This window comes from Selenomonas ruminantium subsp. ruminantium ATCC 12561 (genome assembly GCF_000424065.1).
Lineage (GTDB): Bacteria > Bacillota > Negativicutes > Selenomonadales > Selenomonadaceae > Selenomonas_A > Selenomonas_A ruminantium.
In genome coordinates this window covers 1-13,520 of sequence record NZ_AUJE01000052.1, presented here as the reverse complement: position 1 = coordinate 13,520, position 13,520 = coordinate 1, and the positions used below count along the sequence as shown (strand labels likewise).

Sequence of the window (13,520 nt, the reverse complement as noted above, 5' to 3'; positions counted from 1 at the left end):
AATTGCATGGCTCTGAAATCTTGAAGGTAGATACATTCTACCCGTCAAGCCAGACCTGTTCAAAATGCGGATACCAGAACAAGGAAACTAAGAATCTTGGTATCAGGGATTGGACTTGCCCTGCATGTGGTTCACATCATGACCGAGATGCCAATGCAGCAATAAATATACTGCGAAAGGCAATAGAACAAAAACAGGTTGCTTAACATAAATTAGTACCGTGGGACACACGGGAATTTACGCTTGGGGAGAACGTGTAAGTCGAACTGGTTACGGCTAGGCCGCAGTGTTCAGCGAACCAAGAATCCCTTGCCTTTAGGCATGGGGAGTGTCAAGGATAGGTCATTTTACTTTTTAGAGGGCAAATGCTAAAATGAGGGCAAGGTGGTGAGGGGGATGAAAAAGGTATTAAAATGTGGTTTGTGCCTGACCGCTTGTATGCTGACCTATCTGCCGATAAGTGAGGCGGCGATGGTGACGGTCACCGGGCAGGGCAGTTCTGAGCGGGCGGCAGTAAAGGCGGCTTTAAGACAGGCGATTGAACAGCAGATTGGCGTTATGGTGGACAGCCGCAGTTATGTGACCAATTATAAATTGATTTATGACCGGGTCTATACCCAGTCCGATGGCTATATCAAGAGTTACAAGGTGCTGGAACATTCAGCGGCCAATGGCATACATTCTGCCAAAGTACAGGTGGATGTGCAGGAACAAAAGCTCAGTGCAGCCTTGGGGACACTCGCACAGAAAAGGGCCATTATCGGCATGAATATGCAGGACCCGCGCATCGGGGTGGTATCAATGGACAGTCAGGGACGGCATTATCCTGCTGTGGAAAACTGCGTTATCCATGGTTTGACTGGTCAGGGCTTTGGCCGGGTGGTGGATATGGGGCAGATTAGCAATGCTCAGCGTCGGCAGCTGATGGCTGCGCAATTTTCGGGGGATAAACGATTATGGCAGAGCCTTAAAGTGCAAGCTCCAGTGGATTATCTGGTGACGGCGCAGGTGGAGCTATTTGCTAATCGTGTTGCACATTTACAGAAAACGACAGCACAAATCGCCGTGCGCATGGTTAACACCAACACCGGTGAAGTGGTATATGCCGGCAATTTTACCGGCAAATCGCCGCATTATCGTACAAGTGGCGGGGCTGATGAGGCGCTGGCCGCGGCAGCGCAGGGAATTGCCCAAGCGGTAGGGGAGGCGGCACTGAATAAGGCAGCTAATCCCAGCCAGCATATAAAATTGATTGTCACCCAGGGAAAATGGGGGAATATTACGGCTGTTACGAATTATTTGGAAGGCATCCCCGGTGTTAACAGTGTTTATGTGCGGGGCACGTCTTTTGGCAATACCATTGTGGAGGTAGACTTCAATGGTACAGCCCATGATTTGGCGGCAGCCTTGGAAGGCGATGGGCAAACGATATTGGAAATGGGTTCCGAATACGTGAAAATCTGAAATTTTTTCTTAATTTTTTATGGGTGCCAAGGAAAAACACTTGACAGGCTATAGGGGCTTCGCTATAATAGCTATGTCAAGGGGAAAACCTTGGCACCTATTTTTGAAGCAGGTGATAGCCGTGATGGAGCAGTTCTTATATTTGTCTACTTTGTTTGACCTGTATGGGGCGCTGTTGACGGAAAAGCAGCAAGAGTGCTTGCGCTTGCACCTCTTTGAAGATTTTTCTCTGTCGGAAATCGGCGAGGAACTGGGCATATCCCGGCAGGCGGTTTACGACAATATCCATCGCAGTGAAAAGGCGATGGAATCCTACGAAAAAAAGCTGGGGCTGGCGGCTCGTTATCATGAGGAACGTCAGGAACTGGCAAAAATTTACGAGTCCATCAAGGATTTGCGGCAGGCGGGCAATGAACGTGCCGTTGAGGCAATCCTTGACCGGCTGGAGCCCTTTATCGGGCGCAGTCAGGAGGTTAATTAATTGATATTTGAAAGCCTGTCTGACCGCTTGCAGGAGACCTTCAAGAAACTTCGCGGCCATGGCAAATTGACGGAGGATGATGTCAATGAAGCCATGCGGGAAGTGCGCATGGCGCTTCTGGAAGCAGATGTCAACTTCAAGGTTGTAAAGAATTTCATAAAAACCGTTAAGGAACGGGCCATTGGTCAGGACATTTTGGAAACCCTGACGCCGGCTCAGGTGGTTATTAAGATTGTTGATGAGGAACTCACGAACCTCATGGGCGGCACGCAGAGCCGCATCAACATCAGCCCGAATCCGCCGACCATCATCATGATGGCAGGCTTGCAGGGCGCAGGTAAGACCACTTCCGCTGGTAAGCTCGGCTTGTCCCTCAAGAAACAGGGCAAGCGTCCGTTGCTCGTTGCCTGCGATATTTATCGTCCTGCAGCTATCAAGCAGTTGCAGGTAGTTGGCAAACAGCTCGATATTCCTGTGTTCTCGATGGAGCAGGGGACCGATGCGGTAACGATTGCTAAATCTTCCCTTGCTTATTCGCAGAGCCATGCCAATGATGTGATTATCATCGATACGGCAGGTCGTCTGCAGATAGATGAAGCCCTGATGCAGGAGCTTCGCGATATCAAGGCTGAGGTTAAGCCTCACGAAATCCTGCTCGTTGTCGATGCGATGACCGGTCAGGAATCGGTCAATGTGGCACAGACCTTTAACGATAGTCTGGGACTTGACGGTGTCATCATGACCAAGCTCGACGGCGATGCCCGCGGTGGTGCGGCACTTTCCGTCAAAGCAGTCACGAATGTTCCCATAAAATTCATCGGTATGGGCGAGAAACTGGAACCTCTCCAGCCGTTCCATCCCGACCGTATGGCTTCCCGTATTTTAGGCATGGGCGATGTGCTTTCCCTCGTGGAAAAAGCCCAGCAGACCTTCGATATGGAAGAAGCCAAGAAGATGGAAAAGAAGCTGCGCAAGGATGAATTTACCTTGGACGACTTCTTATCCCAGATGCAGCAGGTCAAGAAACTTGGCTCGCTCGAAAATATTTTAGGCATGATTCCCGGCATGGGTGGGCTCAAGAAGCAGCTCGAAGGTCAGGATATTGACCTGGACGGCAAGGAAATGCGTCAGATTGAAGCCATTATTCGCTCCATGACGCCGCAGGAACGCGCCGACATTACCATCATCAACGGCAGCCGCCGCAAGCGTATCGCTATGGGTTCTGGCACGCGTGTGCAGGACGTCAACAAGCTCTTGAAGCAGTTCGGCGAAATGCGCAAGATGATGAAGAAGATGAAAAAAATGCAGAAGGGCAAAGGTTTCCCCGGTCTTGGGGCGCTCGGAAATCTCGGCGGTTTCCCGAAAATGCCATTTATGCGTTAAGTTTTAATCCTTATTTGCGAAAGGTGGTGAAATTTCATGGCAGTAAAGATTCGTTTGAACCGTATGGGTGCAAAGAAGAACCCGTTCTACCGTGTGGTAGTAGCTGATTCCCGCGCTCCGCGTGATGGTCGTTTCATCGAAATTCTCGGTAACTACGACCCCTCCAAGCAGCCGGCAGTCGTTAATCTCGACGAAGCAAAGGTTCTTGATTGGATGAACAAAGGTGCTCAGCCGACCGATACCGTTAAAAATCTGTTCAGCAAGCAGGGCATTATGGCCAAGTTCGCTGAATCCAAGAAGAAGTAATTGGAGAGAAGCGACATGGAAAAACTTGTTGCAGTAATCGCCAAATCCCTGGTGGAGCATCCAGAAGCTGTGGAGGTTTCTTCACGGCAGGAGGATGAGCAGACCGTGCTCGTCCTTCATGTGGCTGAAGATGACATGGGTAAGGTTATCGGACGCCAGGGGCGCATTGCCAAAGCTTTGCGCACCGTGGTCAAAGCCGCAGCCACTCGGGAAAATACGAAAGTCACGGTTGAGATTATTTAAATGAAAAGCGGCAGGATTACCTTTTCGGTGTCTTGCCGTTTTTTACTATGAAAAAAAGAAAAGAGGAACTGTCATGGATTCTATTTCACTGAAAGTGCCTGTTACCATTAAGGCAAAATTAACGGAAAAACTCAAAACCAAAATTCTGGCGGACTTGGAAGAAGCCATCAAGCGCACGGAGCTCGAACTCCAGCAGATGGATATTCAGGAAAAGCGCGTGCTGCAGGAAAATCAGCCGGCTAATCCGGAACAGCCCACGATGGAAGAAGTACAGCGCTATCAGGCGATTCAGGCGCATTTTGGCGAAGAACGCAATAAGCGTCTCCAGTTCCGTGAAGAATCCCTTGCCCGCAAGGAAGAAATGGAAAAGATGGTTATCGGTGCCGAAATCGTGCAGGGCACGCTGGAACATCAGGTGGAAGTGCACGTGGGCGACGATATGCGTGAAATCATGAACGTGGAAGTGCTGGTAGAAGATGACAAAGTTATCGCCATTCGCAGCTAAGAAAAACAAGCGCGACAAGAATCGCGTGACCATCGGCAAGGTGGGCGCCCCCCATGGCATTCATGGGGAAATGCGCATCATTCCGCTGACGGACTTTGTGGAACGCTTTGAGACCATGAAAGAGGTCATGGTCGGCAGCGAAATGCTCCATATTGAAAGCTGCAAGTATCATAAGCAGTATGTGCTGATGAAGTTCAAGGAGTATCCGGTACGGGAAGCGGCTATGAGCCTGACGGGCAAACTTTTGACCGTTGACCGCAGCGAGGCTGCTCCCTTGCAGGAAGGCGAATATTACACCTTTGACATCATCGGTCTGACGGTTTACGATATGGACGGCAAGGAACTGGGTAAGGTCGAAAATGTCCTGCGCACCGGCAGCAATGACGTCTATCAGGCCCGCCGCACGGATGGCGGGGAACTGCTGATTCCGGCGCTCAAGGCCGTAGTCAAGGAAATTGATGTGCCGGGCGGCCGTATGGTGGTCGATATGCCTGAGGAGATTTCCGATGCGCATTGATATGGTGACCATCTTCCCGGAGATGTTTTCTGGCCCCTTTGGTGACAGCATTACCAAACGGGCGGTAGATAATGGAATTTTGGATATCCACTTTACCAACTTCCGGGATTTTGCCGAGGATAAGCACCATCATGTGGATGACAGCCCCTTTGGTGGCGGTGCGGGCATGGTGCTGAAGCCTGAGCCGATGTACAAGGCCGTTCGGGATGTGCTGGCTCGTACCGAGGAATATGCGGGTAATCGCCGGGTATTGATTATGGACCCTTCGGGGCCGACCTTTAATCAGGCCAAGGCAAAGGAGCTCGCAGGTTATGATCAGCTGGTGTTTATCTGCGGTCATTACGAAGGCTTTGATGCCCGTATCTATAAGCTTGCAGATGAAGCGATTTCCATCGGTGATTTCGTGCTGACTGGCGGGGAACTGCCGGCTATGGTCATCACCGATGCGGTGTCGCGCATGCTGCCAGGCGTGCTGGGCCATGAGGATTCTGCGCCGACGGATTCCTTTTATGAAGGTTTGTTGGAATTTCCGCAGTATACCCGTCCGCGCGAATTTGAGGGCATGGAAGTGCCGGAGGTACTCTTAAATGGCGACCATGCCAAAATCCGCCAATGGCGGCGGGAACAATCCCTGCTCGTGACGAAAAAATACCGTCCGGATTTGCTGAAAAATGCTCCGTTAACGGATAAAGATAGGCAATTTTTGGCGGAACATCAAGATTAAAACAAGAAGCGAAATTTTCTGTAAGCTGATGAAGAAAGCAGCAGGAGAATTTCGCTTCTTTGTCGTATAAGAACAACAATACCATGAGGTTTAGGATATAAGGAAAAGAGAATAAGGAGATGAGGAAATTGGGTGGATTGTTAGACCGGTTTAACGTCAAGCAGAAGATAATGGTATCCGTATCGGTGCTGTTTATCGTTGTGATGGCGGTGCTGGGCATTGTGTTGGACAGAATTGTTGCCAACAGCCAGATGGCGAACTTTGAAGAGGAGGCTGATTTACAATCGGCACAGGTAGATAATGCCATGAATTTATTCCTCAATGGTTTGCGGGATGGCTTGGTCAATATGGCCAATGACCCGATTCTGCGAGCTGGCGGGGAAATTACCCGTTATACGGATGAGGCTGTGGTTGCGACAGCTGGTTCCGATGGCATGATTGCTATGGACCCGCAGGCTAAAGGCGGCTTTGAATTGGCTGCGTATCAGTTGTTCCAGCGCTTTGGTGAAGCGAATAAGGGCAGTGTATCTGTTATCAGCTATGGTACCACGGATGGCGGTTATCTGCAGTATCCTGCCGTTAAACGTAAGAAGGGGTATGACTCCCGCAGCCGTGACTGGTTCAAGGAGAGCATGGCTGATGTAAGCAAGGTTCGCATAACTAAGCCGTTCAAGACCTCCAAAGGCACGCCGACTGTAGGTATTTTTGCTACGGTCAAAGGTTTGGATAACAAGCCTCTGGGCGTTCTGGGTCTCAATATTGACCTGCCGGTGGTTACGGATATGATTGCCGAAATCAAGATGGGAGAAACCGGTTATATCATGATGCTGGATGCCGATGGTGTGATTATCGCCGACCCGAAACATCCGGAAGCTGACTTCAAGAAACTGTCGGAGTCGGAACTGGGCGATATTGCCAATCTCGATACCAGCAAGAGTCTCAAAGGCTTGCAGGAAATCACCATGGATGGCACGACCAGGATGGTCAACACCTATGTTTCCGAAAATACCGGGTATCGCTACCTGACCATTGTTGACCGTTCCCAGCTCATGGAAAGCGTCAATCATATGCGCATGATTCTGGGCGGTGTACTGATAGTAGCGTTGATTTTGATTTTCTTTGCTACTTATACGATTTCTAATATGATTGTTTCGCCTCTGCGTGGCTTGCAGGCTTCGGCAGAACGCCTGGCCGATGGCGATTTGCGGGATACGGATGTAGCGGTGGATTCGGACGATGAAATCGGTAATCTGTCCCGTTCCTTCCATACCATGACCCATGAACTCACGGGACTGTTGAAACAGATTAAGGGCAGTGCCGATGAGGTTTCCAATTCCTCTGGTCAGATGTCCAGCGGCGTTGAGCAGGTAGCCGAAACCATCACGCATGTGGCTGAACAGGTAGGCGATATCGCCGAAGCGGCCAGCCATCAGAGTGAAACCATGAACAACGTAGTGGACAATATCCGGGAAATGACGGATCACGTCAATGGTATTGCCGATAAATCGGCCAATATCAGCAGAACCTCCGGTATGGCCGGACAGGCTGCCAAAGAAGGCGTGGCTGCTATTGAAGATGCTGTACAGCAGATGAAGAAAGTTCATGAAACCGTTATTGAGTCCGCGAAGAATGTAGACGAACTGGGCAAGAGCTCCGAGCAGATTGGTGAAATCATCAACACGATTCAGAGCATTGCTGAGCAGACGAACCTTCTCGCACTTAACGCCGCTATCGAAGCAGCCCGCGCTGGTGAACAGGGACGTGGCTTTTCCGTTGTAGCAGATGAAGTCCGGAAGCTCGCCGAGCAGTCCTCCGAGGCTGCAACGGAAATTGCCCAGATGATTTCCGGTGTACAGCAGGTTACTAAGCGTGCTGTAGAATCCATGAATGTGGGTACAGAACAGGTACGCACCGGTGGAGAGACAGTTAATCAGGCTGGTGAGAAATTCCGTCAGATTGCCGAACATATTCAGGAAGTGGATAATCTGGTTAAAGATGCAGCCAACAGCGCAGCCAAAGTTGCCGATGACAGTGTAACGGTACTGCGGGATGCTGAAGATGTGGACGAAACCACCAAACAGATTACCCAAAACATCGCTTCCATCTCGGCCGCTACAGAAGAACAATCGGCCTCTATGGAAGAACTTGCTGCTTCCAGCCATAGACTCGCGAACATGGCAGAAGAATTGCAGAAAGAGAGCGCTAGATTCAAATTCTGAAATATTCCTGAAAGTTTTTCAAAAAAATGATAAAAATGATTTGACAACGGTGGATATATCTGTTAATATAATATCTGTCAGCAACAAAGAGTTGCAAACGCCGGCGTGGCGGAATTGGCAGACGCAGCAGACTCAAAATCTGCCGTTGGCAACAACGTATCGGTTCAAGTCCGATCGCCGGCACCACTTGAAATTCAAGGCTCCGTGAGATTATCACGGGGCTTTTTTGTTGTATAGGAAAATTAGCAATCGGGTTTTTGTCGGGTTACGGGATTTTAGGTATTACAGGCGGTTTTTTTTGTCGTGCATATGCAAAACCAAGCAACCGCCTTTTGTTATCTCTCCCACAGAGCGCCACGGGATTTTTTCATTCATAGAAAGAAATTTGCTAAAAACGAATACGATTATTTTGCCCTCTGTCTATGTCTTTGCCTGTGCCGCTATTAGTCAGGGCGAGGAAAAAATCTTCATGGGCAGCCCATTCTTTCTGCTCACTAATAAATTTTGATTACCACATTAAAGAAACATCAAGATCGCCGTTGTACTCTTTAATATATCCTTGATCTTTGGACTATTTGGACTACCACCCGCCGCCTGTCCACCCGCCACCTGTTCCAGCGTGGCCTCGTCCAGCTTGGCCTCGTCCAGCTCGATGTCAGCCAGCTCCGCCATGCAGGCCTCGGCTTCTTCCTTCGTGATTTCGTGGCCATTGGCCTTCACCAGCGCCATCAGTTCCTCGGCTGTCTCGCAGGCCAGCGCCTTTTCGATTTGTTCCCTCGTCGGTTTGTTTTCGTTTGTGTTTGCCATGATAAAACCTCCTTAAAATTATCAAAATAGGTTTTTTGAGCATACGGGAATGGAATAAAACGCTTTCGCATGTTTCATCCCATTCCCCGTTTTTACAGGATTTTTCCTTAAAACGGATTCAGGTAATCGTTATAATCCTTAAATCCTTTTTGGGCCATCTCCATCAATTCTTTTCTCAATTCTTCATCGGCTTTTGCTTCCTCAATTTCCCTTTTGCGTTTTTCCTTTTCAGCTTCCTTAAAACCGAATGGGTCAGATGGATTTTTAACTGGACGATAAGTCGGAAGACTATTGGGGTCAAATTCCACGCCACCAGCTACCATGTCCAGTGCCATATCATCCATCTTATTTTCCTCCCCACATCTTTACGTGTTGTTATCTTGCTTTCTGTTCTTTATATCCCCGAAGTAGGGAAAGTGTTATGTTATTTTGAAAAAAATACAACACCACGAGAGAACGTGCGCCGCCGGGCGCATGCACAAAAGGTGCTGTGGATAAAATACGTTCAAATTTTATCACAGCACCTTTTGTTTTGGCTTTGCCCGCCCTGCGGCGTTCCTGCTTTTGTGGACGCTGGCACCCATGACGACCTTTGACCGCCATGGACAGCCAGCGTCCACGTCGCAGAGGAACACCGCTCCCCGCCCTAATCCATCAACATAAGAGCCAAACAGTAAGGCGAGGGCGGACTGTCCGGCTGCATTCCCTCGTTTCTCCCTCCGGCACTTGGTCATTCCGCCGTACAGACCGCCCCCGTGCATAAGAAGAAACTGGCAACGGGTGTCCGTTGGCTTGGGTGGACAGCTGCGCCGTCCACGTCGCCACAGACACCGGCTCACTTGACCAGTCAATCTTGATTTTGTTAAACATGGTTCAAAAGGATAATGCGTCAGGTTCGGCGGGCGGGACGTGCTTTGCACCTCCCGCAAGGCACAAAGCGGCATCCGCAGGCCGTGGCATTGTCGGTCAAAATCGGCAGATTGTCGGACGGCAATGAGGGCAGGGGGCCGTCTCTGCACATGGACGCATGCGCGTCCATTCTCCGCCCCCTTTCCCCTACGGCCCCCAGCGAGAGCGGAGTGGGATAACTCGCGCCGCCAGTCGATATGCCACCGGCATATCTCCACTCCTGCCCACATTGCCTAGTGCCGACCTGATGGAGTAGTGGAAGCCTGCTCGTCGTTCATGCGTATTCGGTTTGTGTCCGGCTGCTCGGGTGGACAGGCCTGCCCACCTCGGAATGCCACTGGCATTCCTCGATGCAGCAGACACTTTCCGTCTTTGAAGGCGGGCGGCGGTCGGACTGTGCGGCTCCATTCCTGCGGCGTTCCAGTCGTCAGTCTCCAGCCCCTGCGGGTGCTCAGGTCTTCGCACTATTCCCGCAGGGGTTGGAACCTTCCTCCTTCCAGCACTTAGTCATTCCGCTGCACAGACCGTCGCCGGGCATAGATTGTCACAGGTACGCGTGTCCGTTGCTTTTGGTGGACAGCTGCGCTGTTCACGTCAGCACAGACACGGGAAAACCTTGAATTATCCGTACATATCCTGTAAAATAAAGCTAAATAGTGGAGGCAAAAATGGATCAAAACGAGAAACTCAAAAAGCTATATGATGCCGCCTGCCGTGATGTGTTATCCGAGCAGGGTATTGCCGCATATATCATGAAAACCTGCGTGGAAGAATTCAAGGACACGCCGATAAAGGAAATTATCCGCTACATCCAAGGAAAGCCGGAAGTTGGGGCGGTGCTCGTAAATCCACAAGGGGAAGTTACCCGTATTGAAACCTTGCAAAATGAGGACAAGAGCGAAAGCGAATCGGCGGTGACTTTTGATATTCGCTTTACTGTGACAGCCCCGGACACGGGCGACGAAATCAAACTGATTATCAACCTTGAAGCGCAGAACGACTATAATCCGGGTTATCCACTCTTGAAACGCGGCGTATACTATTGCAGCCGCTTGATTTCCAGCCAGTATGGTACGGTGTTTGTAAAATCCGGCTATGGCAAAATTCAAAAAGTGTATTCCATTTGGGTGTGTGTTAACCCCACGCAAAAAACGGAATACAGCATCACGAGCTACCATATGACGGAAAAGAACATCATTGGGCAGGTCAAAGCTGACCGGCACCATTATGACCTCTTGAATGTGGTGATGATTTGTTTAGGCGATAAGAAATATACAGAGCTTACAGGTCTTTTAAGGCTCCTGAATATGATGATGGTGGACAACTACCTGACCAAGCAGGAAAAGCGGCAGATACTAACCGAAGAATTTGACGTGGAAATAACTCCCGAACTGGAGAAGGGTGTGGAAGAAATGTGCAATTTAAGCGAAGGCATTGAGAAAAAGGGCTTTGATAGAGGCTTTAATAGTGGCAGGGAAGATGAAAAACTGGCCAGCGCGCGGCGTATGATAGCTGCAGGCAAGCTTTCGGCAGAAGATATTGCCGGTTTTTCTGATTTACCCTTAGAGCGGGTAAAAGAACTTATGCAGGAACAGCCTGCGTAAAAGTATAATGGCTAAGCGGGCGGTTGATTTGTCAATTTTGACAAGTCGGCTGCCCTTTATTTGCGAGGGTTAAAAAGTGGACAATCTGGCGAAAAAGCAGCGTCAATATAATATGTCCCATATTCGGTCAGCAGACACAAAGCCGGAAGTGAGACTGCGGAAAGCTTTGTGGAAGAGGGGCTGGCGGTATCGGAAAAATTATGCCGCCTTGCCTGGAAAACCAGATATTGTGCTGACCTGTCAAAAAATTGCTGTCTTTGTAGATGGCGACTTTTGGCATGCCCACGGGCATCAGGACAATCCTGGGGAAATTGGCTGTGAATATGGTTATGATGAATACGGCGCACACTGCAAGTATCTCCTAATGTCAATCCTGAAGCATCCGACAAAGACCTGCTGGAGGCCGTTGACGCGGTAGTTGGCATGATTACCCTGCCACTGCATAGTGTTGAGCTGCTGGATAGCTGCGAACTGACCAAGGAGGGCTGATGATGAAAGTCTTTCTGATTATTATTTTTTGGCTGACCAACAACAAAACCATGACGATTTCGATACCCTGCCCGCGTGAAGACCTGACGCGCCGGGAAGTGGAACTGGCAGCGTATGAACTGACGAAAAACAGGGTACTGCTGTCGGAAAATGGTGTTCCAGCGGCAGGCTTACAAGCACGCTTTCCTGCGCACCATTGACGAAACTTTACTGCCATAAGGGGGCGGAACAAATGGAACAAACCATTTTGACCGCCGTTTCTGCTGTGGGCTTCCCCATTGTCGTGACGTTCTACCTGCTGACCAGCTTTCAGAAGTCCATGGACAAATTCACGGACAAGCTGGGCGAACTCATACAGGAACTAAGGCGGTTTGAAAAGTAATCAGCTAATATTAAGGCGGGCGGCTGATCGGTCAGATTTGACCAGTCAAGCCGCCCGCTTGTTGTATGTCCTAAATTATCCACAGCACCTTTTGTGCATGCGCCCGGCGGCGCACGTTCTCCCGTGTTGTTTTATTTTTTTCAAAAAAACATAACACTTTCCCTACATCGGGGATATAAAGACCAGAAAGCAAAAACAACCCCCAAAGATGTGAGGAGGAATATAAAATGGATAAGCTGATGATGAATAAGCTGGACGATATGGAACTGGACGTGGTAGCTGGTGGACAGAAACAAGACGAGAAGGATATCGAACAGCCCAAAGTACCGGCTTTGAATACTACGCCAATTATGATGATTCCCATTGACAAGACAAAAAAGAGTTTGGATGAATGGGATAGGAAATATGGGGCAAAGCGCGATAAAAAGGAAAAAGCAGACCCTAAAGAAGAAGAGGTCAATAAGAGAATACAGGAAGCATTGAATAAGCAGGTGAGAATCGGGATTTTTTAACAAGATATATGCAAAAAAATAAACATTTCCCTTGATTCGGGGATATAAAGAACAGAAAGCAAGAAAACAACACGCAAAGATGTGAGGAGAAAAATAAAATGGATAAGCTGATGATGAACAAGCTGGACGATATGGAACTGGACATGGTAGCTGGTGGAAGAATGGGGACCGCCGCTCCTCCTGATCGAGATCATGGAGATAATATTTTTACTGATTTTTATAAATTCGCCAAGAAGGGAGCTAAATCAGTTGGAAGCGTGTTTGGAAGATTTTTCCGCATGGCTCGTGAGTGTAGAGACAAGGCTCTGTAATTGTGAGGAGGAAAGTAAAATGGATGAGATGAATAAGAACAAGATGGATGATATGGAAATGGATAAGGTATCTGGTGGACGGTTCAAACCCCCATGGATACCAAATCATACCAATGATAATGCAAATTCTATGGCAGCAAATGTAGACATAGATAAAACACGAAACGTACTCGGGGGGAAATGCCCGGACTAATAGCGACACAGGCAAAGATACAGAGACAGTAAAATCCCCAGCGTGATATATCCTCGACCATTGAAGACATTTATGGCTTCAGCCTGTCAGCGGAAAGTATCTCAAACATCACCGACCGTGTGCTGGAGGAAGCTGAAGTCTGGCAGAATCGGCCCCTCAAGCCCTTTTATCCCTTTATATTTGTAGACTGTCTTTACGTCCCTATACGGCAGGAGTACGAGACGAAAAACTGTGCCATCTATGTAATTCTTGGCTATGATTTGGATGGTATCAAGGATATCCTAGGCTTATGGATTAGCGACACCGAAGGCAAGCATAACTGGATGCAGATTTTTGACGAAATTAAGACACGCGGTGTTGAAGACGTGGCTTTCATCAGCATGGACGGTGTTTCCGGGCTGGAAGAAGGGGCAAAAGCAATTTTTCCACAGGTGGTGGTACAACGCTGCATTGTGCACCTTATCCGCAATT

22 protein-coding genes, 1 tRNA gene and 1 pseudogene are annotated in these 13,520 nt (G+C 49.1%); 20 read left to right on the top strand and 4 right to left on the bottom strand.

The annotated features are described in order from the left end of the window. From G598_RS19125 to G598_RS0114125, 11 genes are all read left to right on the top strand, one after another. Window positions 1-206, top strand: a 206-nt coding sequence (locus G598_RS19125; RefSeq protein WP_157833337.1) for a zinc ribbon domain-containing protein, incomplete at its 5' end; no start/stop codon positions are given. A 190-nt stretch (window positions 207-396) separates the two neighbouring features. Next, on the top strand, window positions 397-1,464 hold the full coding sequence (locus G598_RS0114170; protein WP_026767493.1) for a CsgG/HfaB family protein: 1,068 nt from the start codon (window positions 397-399) through the stop codon (window positions 1,462-1,464). Between the two features lie 124 nt (window positions 1,465-1,588). After that, window positions 1,589-1,945 carry a YlxM family DNA-binding protein gene (gene ylxM, locus G598_RS0114165; protein WP_102012107.1) on the top strand — a complete coding sequence of 119 codons (357 nt, stop codon included), beginning with the start codon at window positions 1,589-1,591 and terminating at the stop codon, window positions 1,943-1,945. Further along, window positions 1,946-3,328, top strand: a complete 1,383-nt coding sequence (ffh, locus tag G598_RS0114160) for a signal recognition particle protein (RefSeq protein WP_026767491.1) — start codon at window positions 1,946-1,948, stop codon at window positions 3,326-3,328. 36 nt (window positions 3,329-3,364) lie between these two features. Then, a complete protein-coding gene (rpsP, locus tag G598_RS0114155) occupies window positions 3,365-3,634 on the top strand; it encodes a 30S ribosomal protein S16 (protein WP_026760930.1) in 270 nt (89 codons plus the stop codon). A 15-nt stretch (window positions 3,635-3,649) separates the two neighbouring features. Next, window positions 3,650-3,877, top strand: a complete 228-nt coding sequence (locus G598_RS0114150; RefSeq protein WP_026767490.1) for a KH domain-containing protein — start codon at window positions 3,650-3,652, stop codon at window positions 3,875-3,877. A 73-nt stretch (window positions 3,878-3,950) separates the two neighbouring features. Then, complete coding sequence (locus G598_RS0114145; RefSeq protein ID WP_026767489.1) at window positions 3,951-4,382, top strand: YlqD family protein; 432 nt, start codon at window positions 3,951-3,953, stop codon at window positions 4,380-4,382. Then, on the top strand, window positions 4,354-4,899 hold the full coding sequence (rimM, locus tag G598_RS0114140; RefSeq protein WP_026767488.1) for a ribosome maturation factor RimM: 546 nt from the start codon (window positions 4,354-4,356) through the stop codon (window positions 4,897-4,899). Before G598_RS0114145 ends, rimM begins: the two co-directional genes overlap by 29 nt. Then, window positions 4,889-5,623 (top strand): tRNA (guanosine(37)-N1)-methyltransferase TrmD, encoded by a 735-nt coding sequence (trmD, locus tag G598_RS0114135; protein WP_026767487.1) that lies wholly within the window; start codon window positions 4,889-4,891, stop codon window positions 5,621-5,623. The genes rimM and trmD overlap by 11 nt, the downstream gene beginning before the upstream one ends. A 128-nt stretch (window positions 5,624-5,751) precedes the next feature. Beyond that, window positions 5,752-7,842 (top strand): methyl-accepting chemotaxis protein, encoded by a 2,091-nt coding sequence (locus G598_RS0114130; RefSeq protein WP_026767486.1) that lies wholly within the window; start codon window positions 5,752-5,754, stop codon window positions 7,840-7,842. Between the two features lie 99 nt (window positions 7,843-7,941). Then, window positions 7,942-8,028: transfer RNA gene (locus G598_RS0114125), tRNA-Leu, on the top strand. 330 nt (window positions 8,029-8,358) lie between these two features. Here the strand turns inward: G598_RS0114125 and G598_RS0114120 are convergent. The 4 genes from G598_RS0114120 to G598_RS20090 all read right to left on the bottom strand — a co-directional run bounded on the left by G598_RS0114120 (window position 8,359) and on the right by G598_RS20090 (window position 10,023). After that, window positions 8,359-8,649 (bottom strand): hypothetical protein, encoded by a 291-nt coding sequence (locus tag G598_RS0114120; protein ID WP_026767485.1) that lies wholly within the window; start codon window positions 8,647-8,649, stop codon window positions 8,359-8,361. A gap of 107 nt (window positions 8,650-8,756) precedes the next feature. Continuing rightward, window positions 8,757-8,993 carry a hypothetical protein gene (locus tag G598_RS0114115; protein ID WP_026767484.1) on the bottom strand — a complete coding sequence of 79 codons (237 nt, stop codon included), beginning with the start codon at window positions 8,991-8,993 and terminating at the stop codon, window positions 8,757-8,759. Between the two features lie 31 nt (window positions 8,994-9,024). Continuing rightward, window positions 9,025-9,252, bottom strand: a complete 228-nt coding sequence (locus G598_RS19860; protein ID WP_157833357.1) for a hypothetical protein — start codon at window positions 9,250-9,252, stop codon at window positions 9,025-9,027. 453 nt (window positions 9,253-9,705) lie between these two features. Continuing rightward, window positions 9,706-10,023 carry a hypothetical protein gene (locus G598_RS20090; protein WP_157833356.1) on the bottom strand — a complete coding sequence of 106 codons (318 nt, stop codon included), beginning with the start codon at window positions 10,021-10,023 and terminating at the stop codon, window positions 9,706-9,708. Window positions 10,024-10,226: 203 nt separating this feature from the next. On the opposite strand from G598_RS20090, the gene G598_RS0114105 reads away from it, so the two are divergent. The 9 genes and pseudogenes from G598_RS0114105 to G598_RS0114070 all read left to right on the top strand — a co-directional run. Continuing rightward, a complete protein-coding gene (locus tag G598_RS0114105) occupies window positions 10,227-11,162 on the top strand; it encodes a PD-(D/E)XK nuclease family transposase (protein WP_026767482.1) in 936 nt (311 codons plus the stop codon). Between the two features lie 76 nt (window positions 11,163-11,238). After that, window positions 11,239-11,580: a PDDEXK family nuclease gene (locus tag G598_RS19405; RefSeq protein ID WP_051180362.1), complete on the top strand. Its 342-nt coding sequence runs from the start codon at window positions 11,239-11,241 to the stop codon at window positions 11,578-11,580. Continuing rightward, window positions 11,556-11,651, top strand: coding sequence for a hypothetical protein (locus G598_RS20495; RefSeq protein WP_473243929.1), 96 nt, complete (start codon window positions 11,556-11,558; stop codon window positions 11,649-11,651). Before G598_RS19405 ends, G598_RS20495 begins: the two co-directional genes overlap by 25 nt. Further along, a complete protein-coding gene (locus tag G598_RS0114095) occupies window positions 11,651-11,851 on the top strand; it encodes a DUF2922 family protein (protein ID WP_080657046.1) in 201 nt (66 codons plus the stop codon). Before G598_RS20495 ends, G598_RS0114095 begins: the two co-directional genes overlap by 1 nt. Window positions 11,852-11,883: 32 nt before the next feature. Beyond that, a complete protein-coding gene (locus G598_RS19550; protein WP_071837954.1) occupies window positions 11,884-12,033 on the top strand; it encodes a YvrJ family protein in 150 nt (49 codons plus the stop codon). Window positions 12,034-12,260: 227 nt separating this feature from the next. Next, window positions 12,261-12,545: a hypothetical protein gene (locus tag G598_RS0114085; protein ID WP_026767480.1), complete on the top strand. Its 285-nt coding sequence runs from the start codon at window positions 12,261-12,263 to the stop codon at window positions 12,543-12,545. Window positions 12,546-12,643: 98 nt separating this feature from the next. After that, on the top strand, window positions 12,644-12,856 hold the full coding sequence (locus tag G598_RS0114080; RefSeq protein WP_026767479.1) for a hypothetical protein: 213 nt from the start codon (window positions 12,644-12,646) through the stop codon (window positions 12,854-12,856). 19 nt (window positions 12,857-12,875) lie between these two features. Then, a complete protein-coding gene (locus G598_RS19850) occupies window positions 12,876-13,049 on the top strand; it encodes a hypothetical protein (RefSeq protein WP_157833355.1) in 174 nt (57 codons plus the stop codon). Window positions 13,050-13,087: 38 nt separating this feature from the next. Continuing rightward, window positions 13,088-13,520 (top strand): annotated as a pseudogene (locus G598_RS0114070) (IS256 family transposase); the annotation flags it as partial.

Coding starts and splice junctions, on each gene's coding strand:
- rimM (WP_026767488.1), top strand. CDS start 4,354: ATGACAAAGTTATCGCCATTCGCAGCTAAGAAAAACAAGCGCGACAAG.
- G598_RS0114115 (WP_026767484.1), bottom strand. CDS start 8,993: ATGGATGATATGGCACTGGACATGGTAGCTGGTGGCGTGGAATTTGAC.
- G598_RS0114150 (WP_026767490.1), top strand. CDS start 3,650: ATGGAAAAACTTGTTGCAGTAATCGCCAAATCCCTGGTGGAGCATCCA.
- G598_RS19550 (WP_071837954.1), top strand. CDS start 11,884: ATGGAACAAACCATTTTGACCGCCGTTTCTGCTGTGGGCTTCCCCATT.
- G598_RS0114105 (WP_026767482.1), top strand. CDS start 10,227: ATGGATCAAAACGAGAAACTCAAAAAGCTATATGATGCCGCCTGCCGT.
- G598_RS0114120 (WP_026767485.1), bottom strand. CDS start 8,649: ATGGCAAACACAAACGAAAACAAACCGACGAGGGAACAAATCGAAAAG.
- G598_RS0114170 (WP_026767493.1), top strand. CDS start 397: ATGAAAAAGGTATTAAAATGTGGTTTGTGCCTGACCGCTTGTATGCTG.
- G598_RS19850 (WP_157833355.1), top strand. CDS start 12,876: ATGGATGAGATGAATAAGAACAAGATGGATGATATGGAAATGGATAAG.
- G598_RS0114095 (WP_080657046.1), top strand. CDS start 11,651: ATGATGAAAGTCTTTCTGATTATTATTTTTTGGCTGACCAACAACAAA.
- rpsP (WP_026760930.1), top strand. CDS start 3,365: ATGGCAGTAAAGATTCGTTTGAACCGTATGGGTGCAAAGAAGAACCCG.
- trmD (WP_026767487.1), top strand. CDS start 4,889: ATGCGCATTGATATGGTGACCATCTTCCCGGAGATGTTTTCTGGCCCC.
- G598_RS0114080 (WP_026767479.1), top strand. CDS start 12,644: ATGGATAAGCTGATGATGAACAAGCTGGACGATATGGAACTGGACATG.
- G598_RS19860 (WP_157833357.1), bottom strand. CDS start 9,252: ATGGCGGTCAAAGGTCGTCATGGGTGCCAGCGTCCACAAAAGCAGGAA.
- ylxM (WP_102012107.1), top strand. CDS start 1,589: ATGGAGCAGTTCTTATATTTGTCTACTTTGTTTGACCTGTATGGGGCG.
- G598_RS0114145 (WP_026767489.1), top strand. CDS start 3,951: ATGGATTCTATTTCACTGAAAGTGCCTGTTACCATTAAGGCAAAATTA.
- G598_RS0114085 (WP_026767480.1), top strand. CDS start 12,261: ATGGATAAGCTGATGATGAATAAGCTGGACGATATGGAACTGGACGTG.